At 42.9% G+C, this 23,959-nt stretch carries 21 protein-coding genes and 1 tRNA gene; 10 read left to right on the top strand and 12 right to left on the bottom strand.

All coding sequences use genetic code 11. From position 1 onward, the window contains the following. Window positions 1-130: 130 nt before the first annotated feature. Both LP316_RS00615 and LP316_RS00620 read right to left on the bottom strand, forming a co-directional pair. Window positions 131-215: transfer RNA gene (locus LP316_RS00615), tRNA-Leu, on the bottom strand. 98 nt (window positions 216-313) lie between these two features. Then, window positions 314-715 carry a hypothetical protein gene (locus LP316_RS00620; protein WP_193022189.1) on the bottom strand — a complete coding sequence of 134 codons (402 nt, stop codon included), beginning with the start codon at window positions 713-715 and terminating at the stop codon, window positions 314-316. 125 nt (window positions 716-840) lie between these two features. On the opposite strand from LP316_RS00620, the gene LP316_RS00625 reads away from it, so the two are divergent. After that, window positions 841-1,332: an RDD family protein gene (locus LP316_RS00625; protein WP_193022190.1), complete on the top strand. Its 492-nt coding sequence runs from the start codon at window positions 841-843 to the stop codon at window positions 1,330-1,332. A 19-nt stretch (window positions 1,333-1,351) separates the two neighbouring features. Here the strand turns inward: LP316_RS00625 and lptG are convergent, their stop codons facing one another. After that, the gene (gene lptG / locus LP316_RS00630) at window positions 1,352-2,419 is read right to left on the bottom strand and encodes an LPS export ABC transporter permease LptG (RefSeq protein WP_193023766.1); all 1,068 of its coding nucleotides are present in this window, start codon (window positions 2,417-2,419) and stop codon (window positions 1,352-1,354) included. Next, window positions 2,413-3,549 (bottom strand): LPS export ABC transporter permease LptF, encoded by a 1,137-nt coding sequence (lptF, locus tag LP316_RS00635; RefSeq protein ID WP_193022191.1) that lies wholly within the window; start codon window positions 3,547-3,549, stop codon window positions 2,413-2,415. Before lptF ends, lptG begins: the two co-directional genes overlap by 7 nt. A gap of 239 nt (window positions 3,550-3,788) precedes the next feature. Between lptF and pepA the strand changes: the two genes are divergently transcribed. The 4 genes from pepA (at window position 3,789) to LP316_RS00655 (ending at window position 9,214) form a co-directional block, all read left to right on the top strand. Then, the gene (gene pepA / locus LP316_RS00640) at window positions 3,789-5,297 is read left to right on the top strand and encodes a leucyl aminopeptidase (RefSeq protein WP_193022192.1); all 1,509 of its coding nucleotides are present in this window, start codon (window positions 3,789-3,791) and stop codon (window positions 5,295-5,297) included. A gap of 5 nt (window positions 5,298-5,302) precedes the next feature. Continuing rightward, a complete protein-coding gene (locus LP316_RS00645) occupies window positions 5,303-5,761 on the top strand; it encodes a DNA polymerase III subunit chi (protein ID WP_193022193.1) in 459 nt (152 codons plus the stop codon). 9 nt (window positions 5,762-5,770) lie between these two features. Next, complete coding sequence (locus LP316_RS00650; RefSeq protein ID WP_193022194.1) at window positions 5,771-8,638, top strand: valine--tRNA ligase; 2,868 nt, start codon at window positions 5,771-5,773, stop codon at window positions 8,636-8,638. A gap of 366 nt (window positions 8,639-9,004) precedes the next feature. Continuing rightward, entirely contained in the window at window positions 9,005-9,214 is a 210-nt protein-coding gene (locus tag LP316_RS00655) for a cold-shock protein (RefSeq protein WP_193022195.1), read from the top strand. Window positions 9,215-9,710: 496 nt separating this feature from the next. Here LP316_RS00655 and hemH read toward each other — a convergent pair whose 3' ends face one another. From hemH to LP316_RS00685, 6 genes are read right to left on the bottom strand one after another with little or no spacing between them, the layout of a single operon-like run. Beyond that, entirely contained in the window at window positions 9,711-10,733 is a 1,023-nt protein-coding gene (gene hemH / locus LP316_RS00660) for a ferrochelatase (RefSeq protein ID WP_193022196.1), read from the bottom strand. 15 nt (window positions 10,734-10,748) lie between these two features. Next, window positions 10,749-11,339 (bottom strand): glutathione peroxidase, encoded by a 591-nt coding sequence (locus tag LP316_RS00665; protein ID WP_413470663.1) that lies wholly within the window; start codon window positions 11,337-11,339, stop codon window positions 10,749-10,751. Window positions 11,340-11,359: 20 nt separating this feature from the next. After that, on the bottom strand, window positions 11,360-12,631 hold the full coding sequence (gene ccmI, locus LP316_RS00670) for a c-type cytochrome biogenesis protein CcmI (RefSeq protein ID WP_193022197.1): 1,272 nt from the start codon (window positions 12,629-12,631) through the stop codon (window positions 11,360-11,362). Between the two features lie 6 nt (window positions 12,632-12,637). Then, window positions 12,638-13,093: a cytochrome c-type biogenesis protein CcmH gene (locus LP316_RS00675; protein ID WP_193022198.1), complete on the bottom strand. Its 456-nt coding sequence runs from the start codon at window positions 13,091-13,093 to the stop codon at window positions 12,638-12,640. Window positions 13,094-13,095: 2 nt separating this feature from the next. Continuing rightward, window positions 13,096-13,641, bottom strand: coding sequence for a DsbE family thiol:disulfide interchange protein (locus LP316_RS00680; RefSeq protein ID WP_193022199.1), 546 nt, complete (start codon window positions 13,639-13,641; stop codon window positions 13,096-13,098). Beyond that, window positions 13,641-15,632, bottom strand: coding sequence for a heme lyase CcmF/NrfE family subunit (locus LP316_RS00685; protein ID WP_193022200.1), 1,992 nt, complete (start codon window positions 15,630-15,632; stop codon window positions 13,641-13,643). The genes LP316_RS00680 and LP316_RS00685 overlap by 1 nt, the downstream gene beginning before the upstream one ends. Before the next feature lie 561 nt (window positions 15,633-16,193). Between LP316_RS00685 and ccmA the strand changes: the two genes are divergently transcribed. Genes ccmA through ccmE form a run of 5 tightly spaced genes read left to right on the top strand, consistent with a single transcriptional unit; the run spans window position 16,194 to window position 18,997 of the window. Beyond that, the gene (gene ccmA, locus LP316_RS00690) at window positions 16,194-16,838 is read left to right on the top strand and encodes a cytochrome c biogenesis heme-transporting ATPase CcmA (RefSeq protein WP_193023768.1); all 645 of its coding nucleotides are present in this window, start codon (window positions 16,194-16,196) and stop codon (window positions 16,836-16,838) included. A 2-nt stretch (window positions 16,839-16,840) separates the two neighbouring features. Then, a complete protein-coding gene (gene ccmB / locus LP316_RS00695) occupies window positions 16,841-17,530 on the top strand; it encodes a heme exporter protein CcmB (protein ID WP_193022201.1) in 690 nt (229 codons plus the stop codon). 1 nt (window position 17,531) lies between these two features. Then, window positions 17,532-18,275, top strand: coding sequence for a heme ABC transporter permease (locus LP316_RS00700; RefSeq protein WP_193022202.1), 744 nt, complete (start codon window positions 17,532-17,534; stop codon window positions 18,273-18,275). Continuing rightward, window positions 18,275-18,493, top strand: a complete 219-nt coding sequence (gene ccmD / locus LP316_RS00705) for a heme exporter protein CcmD (protein ID WP_193022203.1) — start codon at window positions 18,275-18,277, stop codon at window positions 18,491-18,493. The genes LP316_RS00700 and ccmD overlap by 1 nt, the downstream gene beginning before the upstream one ends. Before the next feature lie 18 nt (window positions 18,494-18,511). Further along, window positions 18,512-18,997, top strand: coding sequence for a cytochrome c maturation protein CcmE (ccmE, locus tag LP316_RS00710; RefSeq protein ID WP_193022204.1), 486 nt, complete (start codon window positions 18,512-18,514; stop codon window positions 18,995-18,997). A 54-nt stretch (window positions 18,998-19,051) separates the two neighbouring features. Here ccmE and LP316_RS00715 read toward each other — a convergent pair whose 3' ends face one another. Beyond that, window positions 19,052-20,842 (bottom strand): choice-of-anchor I family protein, encoded by a 1,791-nt coding sequence (locus LP316_RS00715; protein WP_193022205.1) that lies wholly within the window; start codon window positions 20,840-20,842, stop codon window positions 19,052-19,054. A 194-nt stretch (window positions 20,843-21,036) separates the two neighbouring features. Beyond that, entirely contained in the window at window positions 21,037-23,625 is a 2,589-nt protein-coding gene (acnB, locus tag LP316_RS00720; protein ID WP_193022206.1) for a bifunctional aconitate hydratase 2/2-methylisocitrate dehydratase, read from the bottom strand. Window positions 23,626-23,959 lie beyond the last annotated feature (334 nt).

Consider the following 23,959-nt stretch of genomic DNA (forward strand, 5'->3'; position numbering starts at 1 on the left):
CTCGAGTTGTTAGTAACAGACACAGGTTACACCTATGTAAGAATCGTCTTCTATTTCAATAAGTTATTGATATAAAGATAGGTAAGGGGTACTAAAACAGCAAAAGGCTAAAAATAATTAACAGGTAATATGGTACCGGAGGACGGACTTGAACCGTCACGCTCGAAAGCAACGGATTTTGAATCCGTCGTGTCTACCAATTCCACCACTCCGGCAATGAAAGGACAAACAAACGTTTGATGGCTGGCATTATACGACAAACACATCGCTAAGCAACTGTTTTATCTTTAGCTATTCTCTAAGTGCTCATGTTTTAATCAACAGTTTGAATAAAACTCCCTAGCCAAGCTTGGGCTTGGTCTTTATCGTCAAAAAACTGATGCTTGATATCACAACTTGTATAAATCCTAGCGCACAAATCTTTAGTGACAAATTTGGTATCACATTCAGATAAATTAATTGCTACCACTTTAACTTTGCTTTGCATTAGAAATGCAGTGTGCTTGGTAACGCCATTAACCGTTGCAATGGCCTCACCTTTAGGTTGTAAATATACACCAAAATTATTTTGATCTACCAAGCCTCTCGTCGCCATCAGTTTTTGATGCAGAATTTCAAAATATTCTTCATTCCAAGGCCCGAATGCGTCGATATAAATAATATTATCGGCTACCTCTATTTCACAATAACCGTGAGCGCTAAACTGCTTATTCAATATCAAATCCCTTAAATCAATTTGGTATTACCCTTGTGCTAATTTTAACTTTAGCAAACATTTAATCGCTTAACCTTTATATGTTGCTTTGTTAGACTAGCGTCAAATTATTCTTAGGTTTTTTTATGTCTTCACCAGAGCTCTTTCCTCGCGCAGGATTTCGTCGACGTTTCGGCAGCTGGATTTATGATTTTTTGGTCGCCGTCGCCATATACATGGTTACAACAATGATTGTATCTGCGATTTTTAATACGCTGTTCGCTTTTGAACTTATTGGTGCTAACACCGAACAAACCGCGAGCGACTATTTTGCCACCTCTATATTGTTTAAAGTTATTTTAAATTGTGCGGGTTTACTAGCGATTATTTACTTCTTTATTTTTTTCTGGGCGAAAAGTGGCCAAACAATTGGCATGAAAGCATGGCGCTTGCGTGTTCAAAATCAAGATGGCAGTTTAATGTCTAAAAAAACGGGCATAAAGCGCCTACTGCCAACCTTGTTGGGCTTAGGTAATTTACTGGTAATTTTTGATCGAAAAAACAAACTTAGCCTGCAAGATAGGCTAACCAACACTGAAGTTGTCGTGCTAACGTTAGAAGCCAACAGACCAAAATAACTAAGGCAAAGCGCGCTGATTACGCGCGCTTATTCATGTAGAAGGTTGCCGCACCAACAAAAATAATTGACGGTAGAATGGCCCCTAAAATAGGTGGTAATTGATAAACCAAACTAATCGAGCCGGCGACTTGGTTAACTAGATAGAATACAATACCCGTAGCAACACCCATCACAATTCTCGCCCCCATCGACATCGAACGCAGCGGCCCGAAAATAAACGACAAAGCCAACAGTAACATCACACCAACGGTGAATGGCTGAATGATTTTTCGCCACAACGCCAATTCATAACGACTCGGATCTTGTTCATTGTTTTTTAGGTATTCCAAGTATTCGAGTAAGCCTTGAATTGATAATGCTTCTGGGTTGACAATCACTACCCCCAACTTCTCCGGCGTTAGTGATGACTGCCAAATTTGCGTTTCAGCGATTTCTGTAGTGTATGACATGTCATAAATTTTGGTATTTTTAACGTCATGTAACAACCAAGAATCCTGTTGATAAGTTGCTTTATTGGCTGCCGACCAACTCTCGAGCTTTAGGTTGTCATCAAAGCGGTATATTTGAATTTGCTTTAACGTGCCAGTATTTTCTACTTCGCTAATGTGTACAAAATAGTCGCCATCTTTGGCCCAAATGCCTGTTTTAGAGGAAATCAAACTACCTCCTGAGATCGCCTGTGCACGAATTTCCCTTGCCGCAGCCTCACCTTTTGGTGCCAGCCACTCACCTACGGCCATACTGAGCAACACTAAAATAGCTGCCGCTTTCATTACCGACTTGATAATATCTAGGCGCGATAAACCTGCTGCCTGCATGACGATAAGCTCACTGTGACTAGCTAACATACCGATACCGATCAAGCCACCAATGAGTGCCGACATAGGAAAGAAAATTTCAATATCGCGAGGCGTTGAATACAAAACGTAAAGCGCCGCGTGTGATAAATCGTAATTACCGCGACCAACAGCTCGAATTTGTTCAACAAACTTGATAATCCCACTAATACTAACAAATACCGTTAACGTCATTAATGTCGTCGAAGCAATAACGCGACCGATATACCAATCTAAAATCTTCATGATGCGTTACGCCCCCTTAACTGCATTTTTGGCAATTTAGCTTTAATTTTTCGACCACTAGTTCGGCTTTGAACAATCAAGCTAACACCAAGAATCAATGCACACAAATGGACAGGCCACAAGCCGATAAAGGGTGGAACAGATTCACTTTCCATGGCACTGCGAATTGACGTGAGTAACAAGAAATAGGTTAAAAACAACAAGAGTGCCGGAACGAGTTTACCAAATTTACCCTGACGAGGATTAACAACAGATAATGGCACTGCAATCAAGGTTAAAATCAAACATGAAATAGGAAATGCAATACGCCATTGAATTGCAGCTCGAGCCTCAGGCTCTTCTACACCAAAGAGTTCTGCTGTTGGCGTAGCGGTCACCTTTCTGCGCTTGTGTTCCACTTCTTTATCTTGAATATCGAAAGAATACTTGCCAAAACTCACGGCTCTTAGTTCTTGGCTTTCAGCATCTTTGTTATAGCGAACACCATCGGTTAAAACTAACTTTTGTGCGCCATTATCCTCTTCAACAACTTGTCCTGACTGAGCATAAACCAAGCTTAGATTAATAATCTCCATATAACTGGTATTTTCTTCAGGAAGCTGAGCGACAAAAACCCGATCTAAGCGCGTGCCTTCGCGATCTTTATTGTGTACAAACATCACTGCATTATCGTTGCTCGTTCTTTGGAAACGACCAGCTACTATTGAACTAATGCCTGAATCCGCAGCCAACTCTTCTTTGACTTGATATTCATATTCAGCAGCCATAGGCGATAAGTACATGGTAAAAATACCCGTAACAATTGCCGTTACAAGACCTAATACCAAAGTCACTCTAACCACGTACCACTCACTAACACCACAGGCGTGTAGTACCGTCATTTCACTTTCAACATAAATCCGGCCATAGGCTAGCAGAATGCCAAGAAACAAACTTAACGGTAACAAGGTACCCGCTAAATCTGGCACATTTAAGCCAATAAACACCATAACTAGGTGCCCTGGTATACCGCCTTCAGAGGCGTCATCTAAAATACGGACAAACTTTTGGCTGATGAAGATGGTCATCAAGATAAAAAATACGGCAAACTGAGTCTTGGCTACTTCTGATAATAAATAACGAAAAATAATCACGAATAAGCCCCTAAAAACTTAGTTTTTTTCTGACATTTGGAAGAATTTTGAGTAAACTTGTCATTTTTATATATAAATAATTTTTGAGTCGCATAGGTAAATGTTGCGAGTGTGGCTATAATTATAGCCTTTAGCGAGCTAAAAATAATAGTAAGCTTATCTATTATTAGGTAATTTAGGCAAGTTTAATCGTATTTTTATCGAAATATTGCAGACATAAAAGGTAAATAGGAGAACCCATGGAGTTCAGTGTAAAAAGTGGCAGTCCTGAAAAACAACGCAGTGCGTGTATCGTCGTAGGTGTTTTTGAACCTCGACGCCTTTCGGCTATCGCTGAACAACTTGATGAAATCAGTGAAGGTTACATCAGTAACTTATTGCGCCGTGGCGACTTAGAAGGCAAGTCAGGCCAAATGTTACTGTTACACCATGTCCCTAATATTCTCAGCGAGCGCGTATTACTCGTCGGTTGTGGTAAAGAGCGCGAACTAGACGAACGTCAATACCGTCAAATTATCAGTAAAACAATTAACACATTAAACGAAACAGGCTCAATGGAAGCCGTTTGTTTCTTATCTGAATTACATGTTAAAGGCCGAGATACCTACTGGAAAGTACGTCAAGCCATTGAGGCAACTCATGATTGTTTATATAGCTTTAACAGTTTAAAAACACGCAAAGAAGAGCCGCGTCGTCCACTGCGAAAAATGGTATTTAACGTACCTACGCGACGTGAACTCGCCATTGGTGAGCGCGCCATAGCACATGGTTTAGCCGTTTCAGAAGGGATAACCACCTGTAAAAACGTCGCCAACATGCCACCAAATATTTGTAATCCAGCTTACCTTGCTGAGCAGGCAAAGATTCTAGCAAACGACTACCCAACCATTACGACTGAAATTATCGGTGAAAAGCAAATGGAAGAGCTAGGTATGCACTCATACTTAGCGGTAGGTCGTGGCAGTGAAAACGAATCAGTGATGAGTATCATCAAATACGCTGGCACAACTGATGAATCTAAGCCTATCGTGCTTGTTGGTAAAGGTTTAACCTTTGACTCAGGTGGTATTTCAATTAAACCAAGCGATGGCATGGATGAAATGAAGTACGACATGGGTGGTGCTGCTGGGGTTTTAGGTGCAATGCATGCATTGGCAGAAATGAATCTGCCAATTAATGTCATTGGTGTGCTAGCCGGTTGTGAAAACATGCCAGGTGGCAATGCTTATCGCCCAGGTGACGTCTTAACAACCATGTCTGGTCAAACCGTTGAAGTGCTAAATACTGACGCGGAAGGTCGTTTGGTATTATGTGATGCGTTAACTTACGTCGAGCGTTTTGAGCCAGAATCAGTCATTGACGTAGCAACCTTAACTGGCGCTTGTGTTATCGCATTAGGCAAACACGCAACGGGGTTATTGAGTAACCACAACCCATTAGCTCATGAACTACTAAACGCATCAGATCAAAGTGGTGACCGCGCATGGCGCTTACCATTATGGGATGAATACCAAGAACAATTAGAAAGCCCGTTTGCTGACTTTACTAACTTAGGCGGTCGCCCTGCTGGTACGATAACCGCAGCCGCGTTTTTATCTCGTTTTGCCAAAAAATATCACTGGGCACACCTTGATATTGCAGGTACAGCTTGGCGCAGTGGCGGTAAAGACAAGGGCTCAACAGGTCGCCCAGTGGCGATGTTAAGCCAGTTCTTACTCAATCGCTCTGGTGAAGAGCAAGGCGAGTAAAACTAATGCAAACACAGGTAGAGTTTTTCGTATTACCTGACACTGAAGCAGAGAGTAATAACTACCTGCTTCAAGCCTGTGTGCACGCCGCTAATTTATATCGTCAAAATATTCGAGCCTATATTTACACTGAGGATCTCGAACAAGCACATCACATCGATGAATTGCTCTGGTCTTTTGATCCTCAAGCATTTGTTCCTCACAACCTCGTTGGTGAGGGTCCTAAACAAGGCGCGGCGATTGAAATTGGCCACCAGCCACCACAAAATCGCCGCCCGGTACTGATCAACTTAACGACTCAAGTACCCAACTTTGTTAATCAATATCAACAAATTATCGACTTTGTTCCTGCCGAAAACCAATTAAAGCAACACGCTCGCGAACGTTTCAAACAATACCGCGCTATGGGGTTTGCTATTAATACGCACCAGGCAAAAAAAGAACAAGCGATCACAGAAAATTAAGTAAATCTGATGGAAAAAACATTTAACCCAGCTGACATTGAAAGCTCCCTATACCAATCATGGGAAGAAAAAGGTTACTTTAGCCCAACAGGCGAAGGTGATGGTTACTGTATTGCGATTCCACCACCCAATGTGACCGGTAGCCTACATATGGGCCATGCTTTCCAACAAACTATTATGGACACCCTTATTCGCTACCAACGCATGCAGGGTAAAAACACCTTGTGGCAGTCTGGTACTGACCACGCGGGTATTGCCACGCAAATGGTGGTAGAGCGCAAAATAGCCGCTGAAGAAGGCAAAACACGCCACGATTATGGTCGCGATGCATTTATCGACAAAATCTGGGAATGGAAAGCAGAATCAGGTGGTAACATCGGTAAGCAAATGCGCCGTTTAGGTAACTCGATTGATTGGACGCGTGAACGCTTCACCATGGATGAAGGCTTAAGTGACGCCGTTCAAGAAGTTTTCGTTCGCTTGTACCAAGACGATCTTATCTACCGTGGTAAACGCCTAGTAAACTGGGATCCTAAATTACACACTGCCATTTCAGATCTCGAAGTTGAAAACAAAGACAAAAAAGGCCACATGTGGCACCTTCGCTACCCATTAGCAAATGGCGCAAAAACTGCCGAAGGTAAAGATTACTTAGTCGTTGCTACAACGCGTCCTGAAACCATGTTGGGCGATACAGGTGTTGCCGTTAACCCAGAAGATCCTCGTTACAAAGACTTAATTGGTCAGCACATTGAACTCCCCCTTGTTGGTCGTTTAATTCCAATTGTTGGCGATGAACACGCTGATATGGAAAAAGGCACGGGTTGTGTGAAAATCACCCCAGCGCATGACTTCAACGATAACGAAGTCGGTAAGCGTTGTGGTTTAGCAATGATCAACGTGTTAGATAAGAACGCGGCTATCCTAGCTACTGCCGAAGTTTACAACACTAATGGCGAGCCAAGCACTGAGTTTGATAGCGCGTTGCCAAGCGAATTCGCAGGCCTAGATCGCTTTGACGCACGCAAAGCTATTGTTGCCAAATTTGACGAGCTTGGTTTATTAGAGCAAGTGAAAGATCACGATTTAGTGGCGCCATATGGTGACCGCTCGGGTGTTATCATCGAGCCGCTATTAACAGACCAATGGTACGTTCGTGTTGAACCGCTTGCAAAACCTGCGATTGAAGCAGTTGAGAATGGCGATATAGAGTTCGTGCCAAAACAGTACGAAAACATGTATTTTGCCTGGATGCGCGACATTCAAGATTGGTGTATTTCTCGCCAGTTGTGGTGGGGTCACAGAATTCCAGCATGGTACGACGAATCAGGCAAAGTTTACGTTGGTCGCTCAGAGCAAGAAGTTCGTGAGAACAACAAGCTTGCTGACGATGTAATCTTAAAGCAAGACGACGATGTACTTGATACTTGGTTCTCTTCAGCGCTTTGGACGTTCTCAACCTTAGGTTGGCCAAACGAAGAAGAAATGCTTAAGAAGTTCCACTCAACCGACGTACTTGTTACTGGTTTTGATATCATCTTCTTCTGGGTTGCCCGTATGATCATGATGACCATGCACTTCATCAAAGATGAAAATGGCAAGCCACAAGTACCGTTCAAACAAGTCTATGTGACGGGGCTAATTCGCGATGAAAGTGGCGATAAGATGTCAAAGTCAAAAGGTAATGTTATCGATCCGTTAGATATGATTGACGGTATTTCGCTAGACGACTTACTTGAAAAACGCACTGGCAATATGATGCAACCTCAACTTGCACAAAAAATTGCCAAGGCAACGAAGAAAGAATTCCCTGACGGGATTGAAGCTCATGGTACCGATGCCCTGCGTTTTACCCTTTCTGCATTAGCGTCTACTGGGCGTGATATCAACTGGGATATGAAGCGCTTAGACGGTTACCGCAACTTCTGTAACAAATTATGGAATGCCAGCCGTTACGTATTAATGAATACTGAAGAGCATGACTGTGGTAAAGCAGTTGACGGTACACAAGGCGAAATGACCTTCTCGTTGGCTGACCGTTGGATCCAAAGCCAGTTCCAACAAACGGTGAAAACAGTGCATGAAGCGTTCGCGACCTTCCGTTTCGATTTAGCCTCGCAAGCGCTTTATGAATTTACCTGGAATCAATTCTGTGACTGGTACTTAGAGCTAACTAAACCGGTATTGTTCAAAGGTGATGAGGCAGCTCAACGCGGTACGCGTTATACCCTAGTGACTGTTTTAGAAGGCTTATTGCGTTTAATGCACCCAATTATGCCATTTATCACAGAAACGATATGGCAGCGAGTTGTACCGTTAACAAACTTTGAAAGCCAAGGCGAAAGCATTATGGTTCAAAGCTTCCCACAAGTTGACGACAGCCTAATTGATGAGCAAGCGGTAACCGATGTTGAGTGGTTAAAACAATTCATCGTCGCGATTCGAAACATTCGTGGGGAAATGGACATTGCACCGAGTAAACCATTACCTGTGCTACTTAAAAACGTGGGTAGTGAAGACCAACGCCGTTTAGCAGAAAACGAGCAGTTCTTGAGTGCACTGGCTAAGCTTGAATCAATTCAAGTGTTAGCAGATGGCGAAGAAGGCCCGGCATCAGCGACCGCGGTAATCGGTGATTTATCAGTACTTATCCCAATGGCAGGTTTAATTGATAAAGAAGCTGAACTAGCGCGTTTAACAAAAGCTATCGATAAGCTAGAAAAAGACGTTGCGCGCACACAAGGTAAACTCAGCAATGACAACTTCGTGTCAAAAGCACCTGAAGCCGTTATCAACAAGGAAAAAGAAAAACTAGCAGAAGCTGAGTCGGCACTGGCTAAATTAGTTGAGCAAAAAACACAAATCGCTGCACTATAATGTGGCATTTTTGTTAATAACTCACCTGTTTTATTGACCAAAAAGTCAGCTTAGGCTGGCTTTTTTTGTTTTTAGTAAATAGTTCATGACATTGTCATAAAAAGAAGGTACATTGCGTCATGTATGAGAGTGCACCCCTTATGTTATAAGGATGTAAATTCATATTCGCGTTGAGTTTTTGCGTTCGGATGAAGGTTCTTAATCAAATATAGATGTATTGATTCACCTGACGCGCTAGTGTTATTGGCTATACCTTCCTCTGTCTGTACTTTTGGGTAGAGGGCATTTACTCCGTGACATGGTTGTCATACCAAATTGGTAGAACACCTTTTTAATTTAAATTTTAGTACTACGGGAAATGTAAGTATGTCTGATACAGTAACTGGCAAAGTTAAATTTTTTAATGAATCAAAAGGCTTCGGCTTTATCGAGCAAGAAAACGGCCCTGACGTTTTCGTTCACTTCTCTAACATCACAGGTTCGGGTTTCCGCACTTTAACTGATGGTCAAGCAGTATCTTTTAGCGTAAAACAAGGTCAAAAAGGCCCTGAAGCTGAAAACGTAACTGCTTTATAATTAATGCGTAAGCATTAAAAAAGGAGCATATAGCTCCTTTTTTTGTACCCTAAATTTAGACCTAATCAAAGGCTCAGTAGCCATTAATGATCGTTATTCCTGCGGTCTCTTAGGCGAGAATCTCCTGCAGTAATAGCTATGAGATCCCCTATAACAACATTAGGGGATGACGGTGTGATAGTTAGGGGATGACAATATGGTAGTCAGTGCATGACGTCATTAAAGTCGTCATTCCCGCGTTCTCTTAGGCGGGAATCTCCTGCAGTAATAGCTATGAGATCCCCTATAACAACATTAGGGGATGACGGTGTGATAGTTAGGGGATGACAATATGGTAGTCAGTGCATGACGTCATTAAAGTCGTCATTCCCGCGTTCTCTTAGGCGGGAATCTCCTGCAGTAATGGCCATGAGATCCTCTATAACAACATTAGGGGATGACGGTGTGGTGGCAAAGGGGCTCAGAGTCAGTTGATTCTGACCCCAAAATGTTAAAACTAAGGTCTAATAGTATAAGGCTTTATCATATCCACTATCGCCTCAATGTGATCGTCTCTGTCATTTAAGCACGGAATATAGTGATAGGTTTCGCCACCAGCGTCGATAAACACTTCTTTGTTTTCTTCCACTAGCTCTTCAAGTGTTTCCAAGCAATCAGCGCTAAATGCAGGGCTCATTATCGCGACATGTTTGACACCCGATTGCGCTAACTCCTCGAGCGTAACATCTGTGTAGGGTTTTAGCCATTCGGCTTTACCAAAGCGCGACTGAAAGGTCATCACAAAGTCATCTTCAGCTAAGCCTAACTCTTTTGCTAGCGCACGCGTGGTCAGCGCACAAAAACAATAATAAGGATCACCTTGAGTGTGAAACAACTTAGGCATACCGTGATAAGACAACACCAGCTTTTCAGGCTTACCATGAGCCGAGATATGCTCTTTAACACTCGCCGCTAACGCCTTGATGTATTTTTCGTTCTGATGATAACTACCGACAAAATGCAGTGATGGTATCCAACGCCAAGGTTTAATGGTATCTACCACCGCATCAAAGACCGACCCTGTTGTTGGTCCAGCGTATTGCGGATACAAAGGCATCACGACAATGTTGTCAATGCCTTGCTGTTGAAACTCATTCAACGCATTACTAATTGAAGGTTGGCCATATCGCATGGCTAAAGCAACATCTATTGGCTGATCACAGTCTTGCGCCAGCTTTTGTGCAACTTTGTCTTTTTGCTGCTGGCTGATCACCATTAACGGTGAGCCTTGCTCTGTCCAAATACTTTCGTATAGTTTTGCTGATTTTGCTGGACGAACCCGTAAAATAATACCGTGAAGAATGATCATCCAAATCAAGCGCGGTATTTCTACTACCCGAGGGTCTGATAAAAACTCGCGAAGATATTTGCGCAATGCTCCGGCAGTAGGTGCTTCAGGTGTACCTAAATTAACAAGTAGCACACCTGTTCGTGGCTTTTTGTCATGTAGTGATTTATCTCGTCCAGCAAATCTCGACATACAGCTATCTTGTCCTTATTGCGTTAATGCTTGGTTTAATGCCTGCACAAACTCTTCGTCAGTTGGTGAGACCCGTGAATTAAAGTGGCGTACTTTACTGCCGTTGTCTGTCACTAGGTATTTGTAGAAATTCCACTTAGGTGACGTTGTTTGTTCACCTAGGTGAGCAAATACAGGATTGGCATCATCACCACGGACACTTGATGTTTCCATCATCGGGAAAGTGACACCATAGTTAACAAAACATACTTCAGCAGTGTCTTTTTCATCGTCTTCTTCTTGGAAAAAGTCATCTGACGGGAAGCCAACAATCATTAAGCCCTTGTCTTTGTGTTGCTTGTAAAGCGCTTCTAAGCCTTTGAACTGCGGCGTAAAGCCACAATTACTCGCGGTATTAACAAACAGTACCGTTTTACCTTGGGTAAGCTCACATAAATTGACGGTTTTGCTCGAATGCAACATTCGCATCGTCTGATTTAAATAAGCTGGGCACGCACTTTGGCTTGGGTTGACTTGCTCAGTGCTAGCCTTGGCTGTCATTGGCAGTTGGACAAAACTAGCAAAAACGCCAGCAATTAGTACCTTATTCAACAAAGAGGTTTTCATATCGACTTCCTAGTAAATGATTATTCAACGCTATCCGTAACTTTCTCATCAATGACAACATCTAGCGGTTTACTGTCGGCAACAATAATATCGCGCACAACCGCTTGATAATCTCCTGGCTTCACACCTGGCGTCCCGTCTTGTGAAATAACAGCAAACACATGAACGCGCTCGAACATGCTTAACTTCATTTGCGGCATCATCGCCTGAGAGTCATTAAGCACGATCGTTGCAGGTAGGTCACTGGCAAGTACTTTAACCGCCGCGATTGGCATTTTTGGTCCGTCACTTGCGATAGCGTAAATGAATACGTTTTTGTCTTCTTGCTGGATCAACTCGGCCATGGCACTATCGCCAATGGATACGTTTAGGCTTAGCTGCGAACCAGTAACGGCTTGTTCAGATTCAATTTCTTGTGCTTGGCCAGTTAACGCCAATCGGTTTTTCGCTTCATTGACCGCTTCTTGCAGTGCTTGTGCATTGACATTACTACGACCACTATCGATCACGGGTTGCCAATATTGAATCGCTTTGGCGTAATCTTGGTGCATAAAACTATGCATACCCAACAAAATATTAGTGGAAGGGTCAAGTGGATCTATAGCTAACGCCTTATCAATTAACGTTTGTACTTCTGGCGTGATTTCTTGGTTTTCACGATAATACGTGGCTTGTGCCATCGCACCATAAATATCGGCGTGCGGACCATCAATTTCTTCAACTTTGGCAAAGGCAGATATCGCCCCATTAAAATCACCGACGCCAACGAGTGCTTGACCTAACGAGTACCAAGTATCTGCATCATTAGGCTGTTGAGCTAATTGTTCACGCAGCTGAGCAATGCGAGTGAGTGTTTCTTGTTGACGAGCCCTTTCAGCTTCAGCCATTTGATCTTGTTGAGCTATTTGTTGTGGCATCGAGAGCTGCTCAAAAGCACCTATTTTGTCATACAAGGCAAAACTAAATACAAGCACGAACAAGCTAATACCAACGGGCCAAATAATCGACAGAGACTTTTGCTCAAAGACTTCTTTGTGTTGTTGGTTTTCTTGAACATCTTGCAATAGACTTTTGTCGAGCTCTTGTCTCAAATAGTCATAGTTTTCTTGATCGATTTTACCTTGAGCAAAATCGGCTTCAATTTCAGCCTTGTGTTCGTGATATAAATTGACATTGGTATCATCTCGCACGTTTTGATCAAAACCGCCAACTTGTTGCTGTCTGAAAAAGTGTAGCCAAACAATTACCAAGACAAGTAAAAGTAAGACGACAAGGGTAATTACTGTACTCATAACTGATTATTCTTCTTTTAAAATGTCTGCTAATTGTTGTTTTTGTGCTTCACTCATTGGCTTATCTGCCTGTGGCGGCGCTTTTTTTCGCACTATCATGACCACAACGATAGCGCCAATCAGCAGTAATACCGCTGGACCAAACCACAGGATGTAAGTCATTTCGTTAACTTTAGGTCGGTACAGAACGAAATCACCATAACGCGCCACCATGTAATCAACAATTTCCTTATCAGATTTACCCTCGTTGATCATGACATAAACTTGCTCGCGCAAATCAACCGCAATTTGAGAATTTGAATCGGCTAAATTTTGGTTTTGACATTTAGGGCAACGCAGCTCTTTTACCAAAGCTTGATAGCGCGTTTTATCGACTTCATTTTTGAATTGATAGGTATCGATTGGGCTCGCTTGGGCACTTGCTAACCACAGTAAAGCAATAATTAAGCTAATAAATCTCATCATTATCCCTTAGCTCGTTCAGCTTCTAATTGACGAATTAATGGTTCGAACTCATCTTGCCACACCTTTGCATCTATCGGGCCGGCAAAGCGTTTGCGAATAATGCCGTTGTGATCGATAACAAAAGTTTCTGGCGCGGCATAAACACCTAAATCAAGACCTAAGCGCCCCATGTCATCAAAGATTGAAAACTCATACGGGTCTCCTAGCTGATTTAACCATGTAATGGCTAAGTCACGCTCGTCTTTGTAATTAAGACCGTATAGCTTAACTCGATCACTTTTGGCTAAATCAAGTAAATAAGGGTGTTCATAACGACATGACGGACACCAAGTCGCCCAGACATTAAGCAGCACAATATCGCCCGTTAAGTCTTGTGCCGATAGCGTCGTGTTAGCGTCTTTTAATTGGCTCAAGGTAAATGCCGGTACGGGTTTACCAATTAACGCCGATGGCAGTTTTTCTGGATTTAAACTCAAGCCGCGATATAACACCACCGCTAACAATACGAATAAAATTAATGGGATAAATCGAATGACTTTATTCATTATGCATTCCCTGAATCTGTCGCTGGCGTGGCCATGGGTTTATTTGACGGCGTTAATTTGATTGCTTTTGCCTCAGGCAGTTTTTTACGGCGATAACGCTTATCAAGGATCGCAAATAGTCCGCCTAAGCCCATAAAAATAGCCCCTAACCAAATCCATCGAACAAAGGGTTTAATATGAACGCGTATTGCCCACGCACCGCCTGATAATGGATCGCCAAGTGCAACGTAAACGTCGGTGAAAAAGCCAGGGTCAATACCCGCTTCCGTCATTCCCATGGTTTGTACTAAATAAGTTCTACGCTCAGGTTTTAATAAACTTAAAAATTTGCCGTCTTTTGATATTTCTAACTGGCCCTGCTCTGCGCTGTAGTTTGGCCCTTTTACCGGAATAACGCCATTAAATGTGACATCAAAACCAGCAACGTTGACGGTTTCACCTTGTTCCATCCGAACGTTAACTTCCGTTTCATAGCTCGATACCAGGGTTACGCCAACAACGGTGATCGCGATACCTAAATGAGCCGTTGTCATCCCCAACTGACTCAAACTAATTTTATTGCGGCTTTGTAATTGATTATAAAAATCTTTCAATACAACCAAGGCGACCCACATCGCTAATGCCATGCCCATCGCGACCAAGGCGTCAAACTCACCACCGTAAAGCACGGGGAATGCCAAACCAAAGACAACAGAAACAATTGACTGGACAGTAATATGCTTTCTCAATTCGCCTTTTTTCGCACGCTTCCAGCGAATCAATGGTCCAATCCCCATAACAATAAATAGGAGTGCCATTAACGGCACAAATACGGCGTTAAAATAAGGAGGGCCTACCGAAATTTTGCCAAGGCCAAGTGCATCGATAAACAGCGGATATAGCGTACCAAGTAAAACAGTAACTGCAGAGGTGACCAAGATGATATTACCGATTAACAATGCCGTTTCGCGTGAGTAAAACGAAAATCGGCTGTAACTTTGCACGTTACTCGCTCTAAAGGCATACAGCATCAAAGAGCCACCCATTGCGATAGCCAACAACATCAAAATAAAGGCACCGCGCGTTGGGTCAGCAGCGAATGAATGGACCGAAGTAATAACGCCTGAGCGCACTAAAAACGTCCCCAACAAGCTCAAGCTAAAAGCAAATATTGCTAACAATACTGTCCAGTTTCTAAATGTGCCGCGCTTTTCTGTTACCGCTAGTGAGTGAATCAATGCCGTACCCACCAGCCACGGCATAAATGATGCGTTTTCAACTGGATCCCAGAACCACCAGCCACCCCAGCCAAGTTCGTAATATGCCCACCACGAGCCTAGTGCAATCCCTAGGGTTAGGAAAATCCACGCGCCAACCGTCCATGGGCGAGACCAACGAGCCCAAGCGGCATCTAATTTACCGCACCAAAGTGCTGCTACGGCAAAAGCAAACGCGACACTAAATCCAACATACCCCATGTAGAGCATTGGCGGGTGAATAATCAAGCCGATATCTTGTAATAATGGATTGAGATCGCGTCCTTCACTTGGTACAACGGGCCATAATCGCTCAAACGGATTTGAGGTTAGTAAGGTAAAAATCATGAAGCCTAGTGAGACTAAACCCAGCACGACTAGCACCCTAGCGATAAAGCCTTCGTCAATCCCTTTGCTAAATTTTGCCACCGCCATTGTCCACGCGGTTAACGAAAATACCCATAACAATAATGAACCTTCATGGCCGCCCCACACCGCGCTAATTTTAAAGTAATAAGGCAACAAACTATTTGAGTGGCCAGCGATATACTTCACCGAAAAATCATCGAGCACAAAGCTGTAACCGAGAATGAACAAGCTAATTGCGGTGAAAATGAACATGCCAAATGTCAACGGTTTAGCATATGCAGTGAGCTTGTCGTGGTGAGTGAAAATTCCAATGGTAGGAACAATACTCAAGCAAAGTGCAAATGCCGTAGCAATGATCAGTGAAAAGTGACCTAATTCAGGTAACATCTATAACTCCAAGCAATACGAATGCGATTATTGTTATACCAAGTTCATTGAATATTAGGTCATTCAGCGAGAATTAAATGGCTTATAGGCAAGGCTTTGATTGCCGGTAATGGTTATTCCCTTAGCAAAATCAGTAACGAAGCATATAAGCCATTTAAACTCGACCTTGGTAGCTCGTCAGAAAAGTGATAACTGCACAAATTGCTTTGATGGAGACGGCTACACCTGCATCAATTTGCTTTGTTCTAACTTCCCTGACGTAGCTCTGAATGGTTAAATATTTAATGGACTTGGTATTATACGTATAAAAAATACATTTCGTCGATTATAAAGACTTTATTATCGGGTGAATAGTGAAACGCTTGATTTGAAACAAAATGTAATAATTTAATTTCAACGTTAATTCGCAAGCCATAAATGTGTTTTTATTTGACATGTTTTGTTGCATAAAAAGGCCATGAATCGGTTGGTGTCTTAGTGTATGATAACGACCATCAATGTAATTTTTGGCTTGTTTAACGAAATAAACACTCAACTTAGATAAGCTCGTTATTGTTAGAGATCACCTTGTCAAATTCGAACGCTTTATTAAAAGCAGAAAATTTAACCTGCATTCGCGAAGATCGCATTTTATTTGAAGAACTTAGTTGTCAGTTCAAGGCTGGCGATATTGTCCAAATAGCGGGCCCTAATGGCGCAGGAAAGACGAGCTTATTAAGAATTTTAGCTGGCCTGTCTCAACCCTATGAAGGCAATGTTTTTTATCAAAATACTGCGTTAACGAGTAATATTGAACTCTACAACCAAAATCTTACCTATATCGGCCACCTTGCTGGTGTTAAAGGCGAGATGACCGCGCAAGAAAATCTTGAGTTTTATTTGGCAATGCACGGCCAACACCCCAGTGCCGCCGAACAAACGCTTGAGCACGTGAACTTACTCGGTTTTGAAGACGCATTAGCTTCGCACCTCAGTGCTGGCCAACATCGCCGAATCGCTTTAGCAAGATTATGGCAATGCCCAAAACCGATTTGGATTTTAGACGAGCCATTTACCGCTATCGACAAGCAAGGGGTTAAAAACCTAGAAAACCTCTTCCTCGAACATGCAGACAAGGGGGGGTGTGTGATTTTAACGACACACCAAGATCTCGCGATAGATCCTCAGCGGTTAAAAACCATCGAACTGTCTTATCAACTGGTGTAATTATGAGCAGTAAAGTTCCATCTTACCGTCAAGCATTTATGCTCATGCTCAAGCGTGACTTAACCATTGCACTGCGTCATAAAGACGATATTTTCAATCCGATTTTATTTTTTATCATTGTTGTTACGCTATTCCCATTAGGTATAGGCCCTGAGGCAAATACGTTAAGTCGAATAGCCCCAGGGATTATTTGGGTAGCTGCATTACTGGCCACTTTATTATCGCTCGATAGATTATTTAAAGCCGATCACGCCGATGGCTCGTTAGAGCAAATGATGTTATTGCCCCAACCACTCTTTATTATCGTCTTGGCGAAAATCATCGCCCATTGGCTGATCACCGGCTTGCCGTTAATTTTTATTGCCCCGCTACTGGCCGTACTACTGCATTTAAACGAAAACAGTTACGGCGCATTAATTATTACCTTGTTAATTGGCACGCCAATATTGAGCTTTATTGGCGCGATTGGCGTAGCATTAACGGTTGGCATTAAAAAAGGCGGTGTTTTGTTGAGCTTGATCGTGCTGCCTCTGTATATCCCCGTGTTAATATTTGCCACTAGTGCAATTGACACTGCGGCGATGAACTTACCCTATTCAGGGCAAGTTGCTATAATCGGCGCATTATTTTTTACATCGTTCACCCTTGCGCCCTTTGCCGTGAGCGCAGCTTTAAAAGTGAGTACTAACTAAAATGTGGAAATGGTTACATCCATACGCGAATCCTGAGATCACTTACCACTTTACCGGTAAGTTAACGCCATGGTTTACTTGGTTAAGTGTTATTCTGCTATCAATTGGTTTAACTTGGGCGTTATTATTTGCCCCTGCCGATTATCAACAAGGCGAAAGCTTTCGCATCTTTTACATTCACGTGCCGTCAGCTATTTTATCGATGAGTATTTATATGGGTATGGCAATTGCCGCATTTTGTGGTTTAGTCTGGCAACTCAAATTAGCTGACGCAACTACCGCAGCTTTAGCGCCAATTGGCGCTGTATTTACAGCTATAGCACTAATTACAGGCGCTTCTTGGGGTAAACCTATGTGGGGAACGTGGTGGATTTGGGACGCCCGCTTAACCTCTGAACTGATTCTATTGTTCTTATATCTAGGTGTAATTGCCTTACACAACGCCTTTGAAGATAAAGCGTTAGCCGGTAAAGCAGCCGGTATTTTAGCGATTGTTGGCGTAATTAATATTCCAATTATTAAATACTCTGTCGAGTGGTGGAACACCCTACATCAGGGCGCAACAGTTTCTCGTTTAGATGCGCCAGCGATGAGCATGGATATGTACTGGCCATTTGTTTTATGCTTTTTTGGTTTTGCTTTTTTCGTTGCTGCAGTTACTTGCGTGCGCTTTAAAACCGAAATTTTAAGCCGTAATGCCATGAGACCTTGGGTTAAGCAATTAGTCAAAGAGGAGGCTAACTAATGCAGTTTTCGTCATTCGCTGATTTTTTCGCCATGGGCGGTTATGGCTTTTACGTATGGTTGTCTTTTGGTGCCGCCTTTGTATTGCTTTTAGGTCTAGTGCTTAACAGCTTACTGAGCCACAAACAGGTAAAACAGCGTATTGCTCAGCAACACATCCGTCAAGAAAAGTTAAAACGCGCAGCCAAGCAACAAAAAACGCTGTCGCAATCTACATAGTTAGTCAAAGGTAAAGAAATGAACCCGAGAAGAAAAAAACGTTTAACCATTGTTTTATCGGTATTAATTGGTTTAAGTGTAGTAGCCGGTTTAGTGCTGTATGCGTTAAGCCAAAACATCGATTTGTTCTTCAAGCCATCTGAAATTCACCAAGGCAAAGAAGATACCGGTATGAAAGCACAAATAGGCCAGCGCATTCGCATTGGTGGCTTAGTCGTGCCAGGCAGCGTTAAGCGCGATGAAGACAGCTTAAAAGTTAGCTTTAAATTAGCCGATATGCGCATGCCAATTGCTTTTTCGGACACAGATCCTATGGTTACAGTAAAATACGACGGTATCTTGCCAGACTTATTTCGCGAAGGCCAAGGCATTGTTGCCAATGGTACCCTAGCAGAAGGCTTTGTTATTAATGCTAGCGAAGTACTCGCCAAGCACGATGAAAACTACATGCCTAAAGAGTTGGCTGAAGAAGCGGGTATCAAACATAGCAAGCCGAGTTACTAAAAATTTGGGGTCAGAGTTAAATGACTCTGACCCCATTTATTTTTTAGTTTCAAGTTATTTTTGGCTGATCTGCCAAATACTAACACTACCACTAATTTCATTACCTATTATCAACAGCGCTTCATCTGTCGGGCTATTATCGGCGTGAATAAAAGCCATGCCTTCTGGCGCTAAATCACCTGTAATTTCCTGATCTTCATTTAATCCACGATTGATAAAGTAATCAACAAAATTCACGTTATACGGGTTAGTGATATCGTAAACCATCACGCCGCCCATACGCTCTAAGCCGATAAAGGCATAGCGTTTATCACCTATTTCGCCAATAGCGAGTGCTTCTGGCTCTGGGCCCTTAGCGTCTGAACGAGTGTCACCTTGGTTCTCATCTTCATCATTATTAAAGCTAGCACCGTGAATTGATGCGGTAATTCGTTCCATATCATCACCAGAATCAAACACTAAGTTGCCATTCTGATCAAAGATTGAAAAAGAACGAGCACCGTAAGTATATAACGACTCATAAATACCATCGTTATCGTCATCACCCATCGGCTCAATAACTTTTAATCGGCCTAAATCACTATCATCATTGTTGATACCATCAAACGCCGTACCTAGTGTCAGATCTTCTGCGCGAACTTCATCGATGTAAGACAAGCAACCGTCATCTTCGTCAAATGCTAAGCCACCATCAGCTAAACAACTCGCTTCATCGTCAGCATCGAAGAAATATTCTCGGCCATCACCTTCGTTCGCTGTGACAACAAAAGCTGCCCCCTGCCAAGTAAAACTAGCCACTGTATCAGGCTGGTATAAGCCCTTCAAATTTGGATAAGTGCGAATATTTACGCCACCGTCTTTGTCTGACGCATCAAGGCCATAAACGCTCCAATCTTTAAAACCAAGACCTTTGATGTCAACACGATGAGTTTCAAGGTCAACAATCGCTATACCATTGTTTTCCTGTAAGCTAACAAAAGCCGTTTTATTGTCTTTTGAGATAGCAACATATTCAGGTTCTAAATCCATCGCTACGGTGATGTCTAGTAATTGACCTTTAATTGTCCTGCCCGTTGGATTGGTAAATTTCATCCCTTGTGCTTCGAGCTCAGTCTGTGAGTTATTGAATGCTTCAAAGGTGATCGATGATGCAGTGTCAGCAATAACGCCATTTTCATCCAAATCGATAATTGAAATACTACCTTCAGGATCGATCGTATAATCTCCCGAGGGTTCACCTTCATTAGCAACCACTAACTTACGACCATTTGGTGAAAAAGCTAGCGCATCAGGCAAATAGCCGACCTCAACGTTTTTGATAAAAACAGGCTGTGCGCCAGCAATATCATAAAAGGCCACCATGCCTTTAGTACCAGTTTCATCAGCCGCCATGGCAACTGCTAACACCTCAAAGCTGTTGTTAACAGCGATACTATTAGCGTCCCCTGGCGTATTAGCCGATACATCTAAGGTAATTGCCGTCGCCAAGTTAGTGTTAGTAATGACACCGTCACCGTCTGCGCTTAGCTCATTGGCGTCGACATCCGTTAAGTCGATAATATTAACGGTTGGCGAGGCAGTTGAGCTGTTAATCGCATACAACCAATTTTTGGAAATTTGGTAACTGACTATTTCAGCTGCTCCTTCGGCATCTTCAGCGTTTAACACCGCTCGTCCGATCATCGAAATATCGATACCAACAGGCGCATTATCGCCTGGAATTCCTTGCTCGCCTTGTGGTCCTTGAGGTCCCGCCGCGCCGTTTGCGCCGTCATTACCGTCAGCGAAACAGCCGCCAAGCGCAAGCGCTGCAGAAAGCATTAACGCAATTTTTGTTTTTTTCATTTTATTGTCCAAATTAAAGAAATCGGACAAATCTTATGGCGTCAATATGAAGTTTTAGTGACTTGAAATAGAAGGTTTTTTGACGACTAGATGACGTTTATTTGAAACCGTTAAAACAGTTGGAGTCAGAGTAAAAATTTGGGGTCAGAGTCGATTGACTCTGCCCCCAAAACTACTGGCCTCAAATTAATGCGCTAGGCTGGCGCTTGAATAATCACTGAGCCGGCTTTTTTCGTGTAGTGCTCCATTTTGTGGAAGTTGAGATAGCGATACGTATCGGCGGCGGTTGCATCAATCGTTTTCGCATACTCCATATACTCTGCTGGCGTTGGTAATTTACCCATAATAGCGCCAGCTGCGGCTAGCTCTGCTGACGTTAAGTAAACATTCGCGCCTGTGCCTAAACGATTCGGGAAGTTACGCGTGGAGGTAGAAAGTACCGTCGATTTTTCAGCAACGCGTGCTTGGTTACCCATACACAATGAACAACCAGGAGTTTCTATGCGCACCCCCGCTTTACCAAAGGTAAAGTAGTAGCCTTCCTCGGTGAGTTGGTCACGATCCATCTTGGTTGGCGGAGCAACCCACATCCGTGTTTTTAATACACCACCGTAGTTTTCTAATAACTTGCCCGCCGCTCGGAAGTGACCAATATTGGTCATACACGAACCAATAAAGACTTCATCAACACTATCGCCAGCAACTTCTGATAACAAACGCGCATCATCGGGATCATTTGGGCAACACACAATTGGCTCTTTGATTTCATTTAAATCAATTTCGAGTACGTGAGCATATTCAGCGTCTTTATCAGCTGTCATTAGTGACGGATTGGCCAACCAATTTTCCATTGCTTTTATACGGCGTTCAATCGTGCGGACATCACCATAGCCCTCGCTAATCATCCACTTAAGCATTACAATGTTAGATGCTAGGTATTCTTTAACCGCATCTTCTTCCAGTTTAATGGTACAACCGGCAGCACTGCGCTCAGCTGAGGCATCTGACAGCTCAAATGCTTGCTCTACCGTTAAGCCTGTTAGCCCTTCAATTTCGAGAATGCGACCCGAGAATTCATTGATTTTCCCCGCTTTTTCAACCGTTAAAATACCGGCTTTAATCCCGTAGTATGGGATAGCGTGCACAAGGTCACGCAAAGTAATACCCGGTTGCATCTCACCTTTAAAACGCACTAATACCGACTCAGGCATATCAAGCGGCATAACACCTGTTGCTGCGGCAAAGGCAACTAAGCCCGAGCCTGCTGGAAATGAAATACCTAATGGAAAACGAGTATGCGAGTCACCGCCTGTACCAACGGTATCAGGTAACAACATCCGATTTAACCAAGAGTGAATAACCCCATCACCTGGGCGCAACGAAACACCACCGCGGTTCATCATAAAATCAGGTAAAGTATGATGAGTATGAACATCAACTGGCTTTGGATATGCCGATGTGTGACAAAATGATTGCATAGTTAAATCAGCTGAAAAACCTAAACACGCTAAATCTTTTAGCTCGTCACGCGTCATTGGGCCAGTGGTATCTTGTGAGCCAACCGTGGTCATTTTGGGTTCACAATATTGACCTGGTCGAACACCGTCAACACCACACGCTTTGCCAACCATTTTCTGAGCAAGCGTATACCCTTTGCCGGAATCCGTTGCATCAACAGGCTTAGCAAATAAATCAGTTTCACCTAAGCCAAGCGCTTCGCGTGCACGGCCTGTTAAGCCTCGACCAATGATCAGCGGAATACGGCCACCCGCTCGTACTTCATCAAGTAACACTGGGCTTAAGGTAAATTGTGAAATGACTTCATCACCTTTTTTAACCACACCTTGATAGGGGTAGATATCAATCACATCACCCATATGCATTTTCTGGACATCAAGCTCAATTGGCAATGCACCTGAGTCTTCCATCGTGTTGTAAAAAATCGGCGCGATTTTACCGCCTAAACACACGCCACCGGTGCGCTTATTTGGAATATAAGGAATGTCTTCACCCATAAACCACAACACGGAGTTAGTCGCTGATTTACGGCTTGAACCTGTACCGACAACATCACCTACGTACGCTAATGGAATGCCATCGGCTTGTAGTGCTTCAATTTGCTTTAACGGACCAACCACGCCTGGCTCGTCTGGCATAATGCCATCTCGTTCCATTTTAAGCATGGCTTTGGCATGAACGGGGATATCAGGGCGTGACCAAGCATCTGGTGCCGGCGATAAATCATCGGTATTGGTTTCACCGGTCACTTTAAAGACTTTAACGGTAATTTTTTCTGCGACTTTTTCTCGGTTTGTGAACCACTCGGCATTGGCCCATGACGCCATCACCTCTTTGGCCGCTGAGTTACCAGCGTCAGCTTTCTCTTTAACATCATAGAATGCATCGAACATCAGCAATGTCTTTTTCAGTCCTTGCGCGGCGATAGTTGATAACTCGGGATGGTCGAGTAAATCAATCATAGGTTCAATGTTATAACCACCGAGCATAGTACCGAGTAACTCAGTTGCCCGTGCGGCGGTAAGTATTGGCGAGCTTGTTTCACCTTTAGCTACAGCAGCTAAAAAACCTGCTTTAACATATGCCGCGTCATCGACACCCGGCGGGACACGATTTACCAATAAATTTAAAATATATTCTTCTTCACCTGTTGGTGGGTTCTTGACTAATTCGACTAATTGAGCGACTTGTTCAGCATCTAGTGGTTTTGGCACTAAACCTTCAGCAGCTCGCTCTTCAACGTGTTTGCGATACTCTTGAAGCATGTTTTTACCCTTTTATAAACGTAACTGTTCAACATTAATAATTGTATAAATAACCTGAATTAGGGTTATAGAGATTATAAGCAACAAACCAAATGACTTATCATTTGCTTAACGTTTTCTTATTTTGTCACACGCCTCGGCGTGATTTATGGCGTTAACTATACAATAGAAGAACCGCATTTAAGTTTATTTTGATCAATATAAAAAATTATTTTTCAAAGCTAAACGCTACTTTAGTACAAATAAATGAACATCAAATTGTAGAGAAAGTAACGCTTGGTCAAATAACCAAACTGGTATAACCATTATCACTACAACTTCTACCAGCGATAAA

The organism is Thalassotalea sp. LPB0316, assembly GCF_014898095.1.
In the GTDB taxonomy this organism is placed as follows: Bacteria; Pseudomonadota; Gammaproteobacteria; order Enterobacterales; family Alteromonadaceae; genus Thalassotalea_G.

Bases quoted from the DNA above. Each gene is read 5' to 3' on its own strand.
- LP316_RS00625 (WP_193022190.1), top strand. From the start codon at position 841: ATGTCTTCACCAGAGCTCTTTCCTCGCGCAGGATTTCGTCGACGTTTC.
- pepA (WP_193022192.1), top strand. From the start codon at position 3,789: ATGGAGTTCAGTGTAAAAAGTGGCAGTCCTGAAAAACAACGCAGTGCG.
- LP316_RS00645 (WP_193022193.1), top strand. From the start codon at position 5,303: ATGCAAACACAGGTAGAGTTTTTCGTATTACCTGACACTGAAGCAGAG.
- LP316_RS00650 (WP_193022194.1), top strand. From the start codon at position 5,771: ATGGAAAAAACATTTAACCCAGCTGACATTGAAAGCTCCCTATACCAA.
- LP316_RS00655 (WP_193022195.1), top strand. From the start codon at position 9,005: ATGTCTGATACAGTAACTGGCAAAGTTAAATTTTTTAATGAATCAAAA.
- hemH (WP_193022196.1), bottom strand. From the start codon at position 10,733: ATGTCGAGATTTGCTGGACGAGATAAATCACTACATGACAAAAAGCCA.
- LP316_RS00665 (WP_413470663.1), bottom strand. From the start codon at position 11,339: ATGAAAACCTCTTTGTTGAATAAGGTACTAATTGCTGGCGTTTTTGCT.
- ccmI (WP_193022197.1), bottom strand. From the start codon at position 12,631: ATGAGTACAGTAATTACCCTTGTCGTCTTACTTTTACTTGTCTTGGTA.
- LP316_RS00675 (WP_193022198.1), bottom strand. From the start codon at position 13,093: ATGAGATTTATTAGCTTAATTATTGCTTTACTGTGGTTAGCAAGTGCC.
- LP316_RS00680 (WP_193022199.1), bottom strand. From the start codon at position 13,641: ATGAATAAAGTCATTCGATTTATCCCATTAATTTTATTCGTATTGTTA.
- LP316_RS00685 (WP_193022200.1), bottom strand. From the start codon at position 15,632: ATGTTACCTGAATTAGGTCACTTTTCACTGATCATTGCTACGGCATTT.
- ccmB (WP_193022201.1), top strand. From the start codon at position 16,841: ATGAGCAGTAAAGTTCCATCTTACCGTCAAGCATTTATGCTCATGCTC.
- LP316_RS00700 (WP_193022202.1), top strand. From the start codon at position 17,532: ATGTGGAAATGGTTACATCCATACGCGAATCCTGAGATCACTTACCAC.
- ccmD (WP_193022203.1), top strand. From the start codon at position 18,275: ATGCAGTTTTCGTCATTCGCTGATTTTTTCGCCATGGGCGGTTATGGC.
- ccmE (WP_193022204.1), top strand. From the start codon at position 18,512: ATGAACCCGAGAAGAAAAAAACGTTTAACCATTGTTTTATCGGTATTA.
- LP316_RS00715 (WP_193022205.1), bottom strand. From the start codon at position 20,842: ATGAAAAAAACAAAAATTGCGTTAATGCTTTCTGCAGCGCTTGCGCTT.
- acnB (WP_193022206.1), bottom strand. From the start codon at position 23,625: ATGCTTCAAGAGTATCGCAAACACGTTGAAGAGCGAGCTGCTGAAGGT.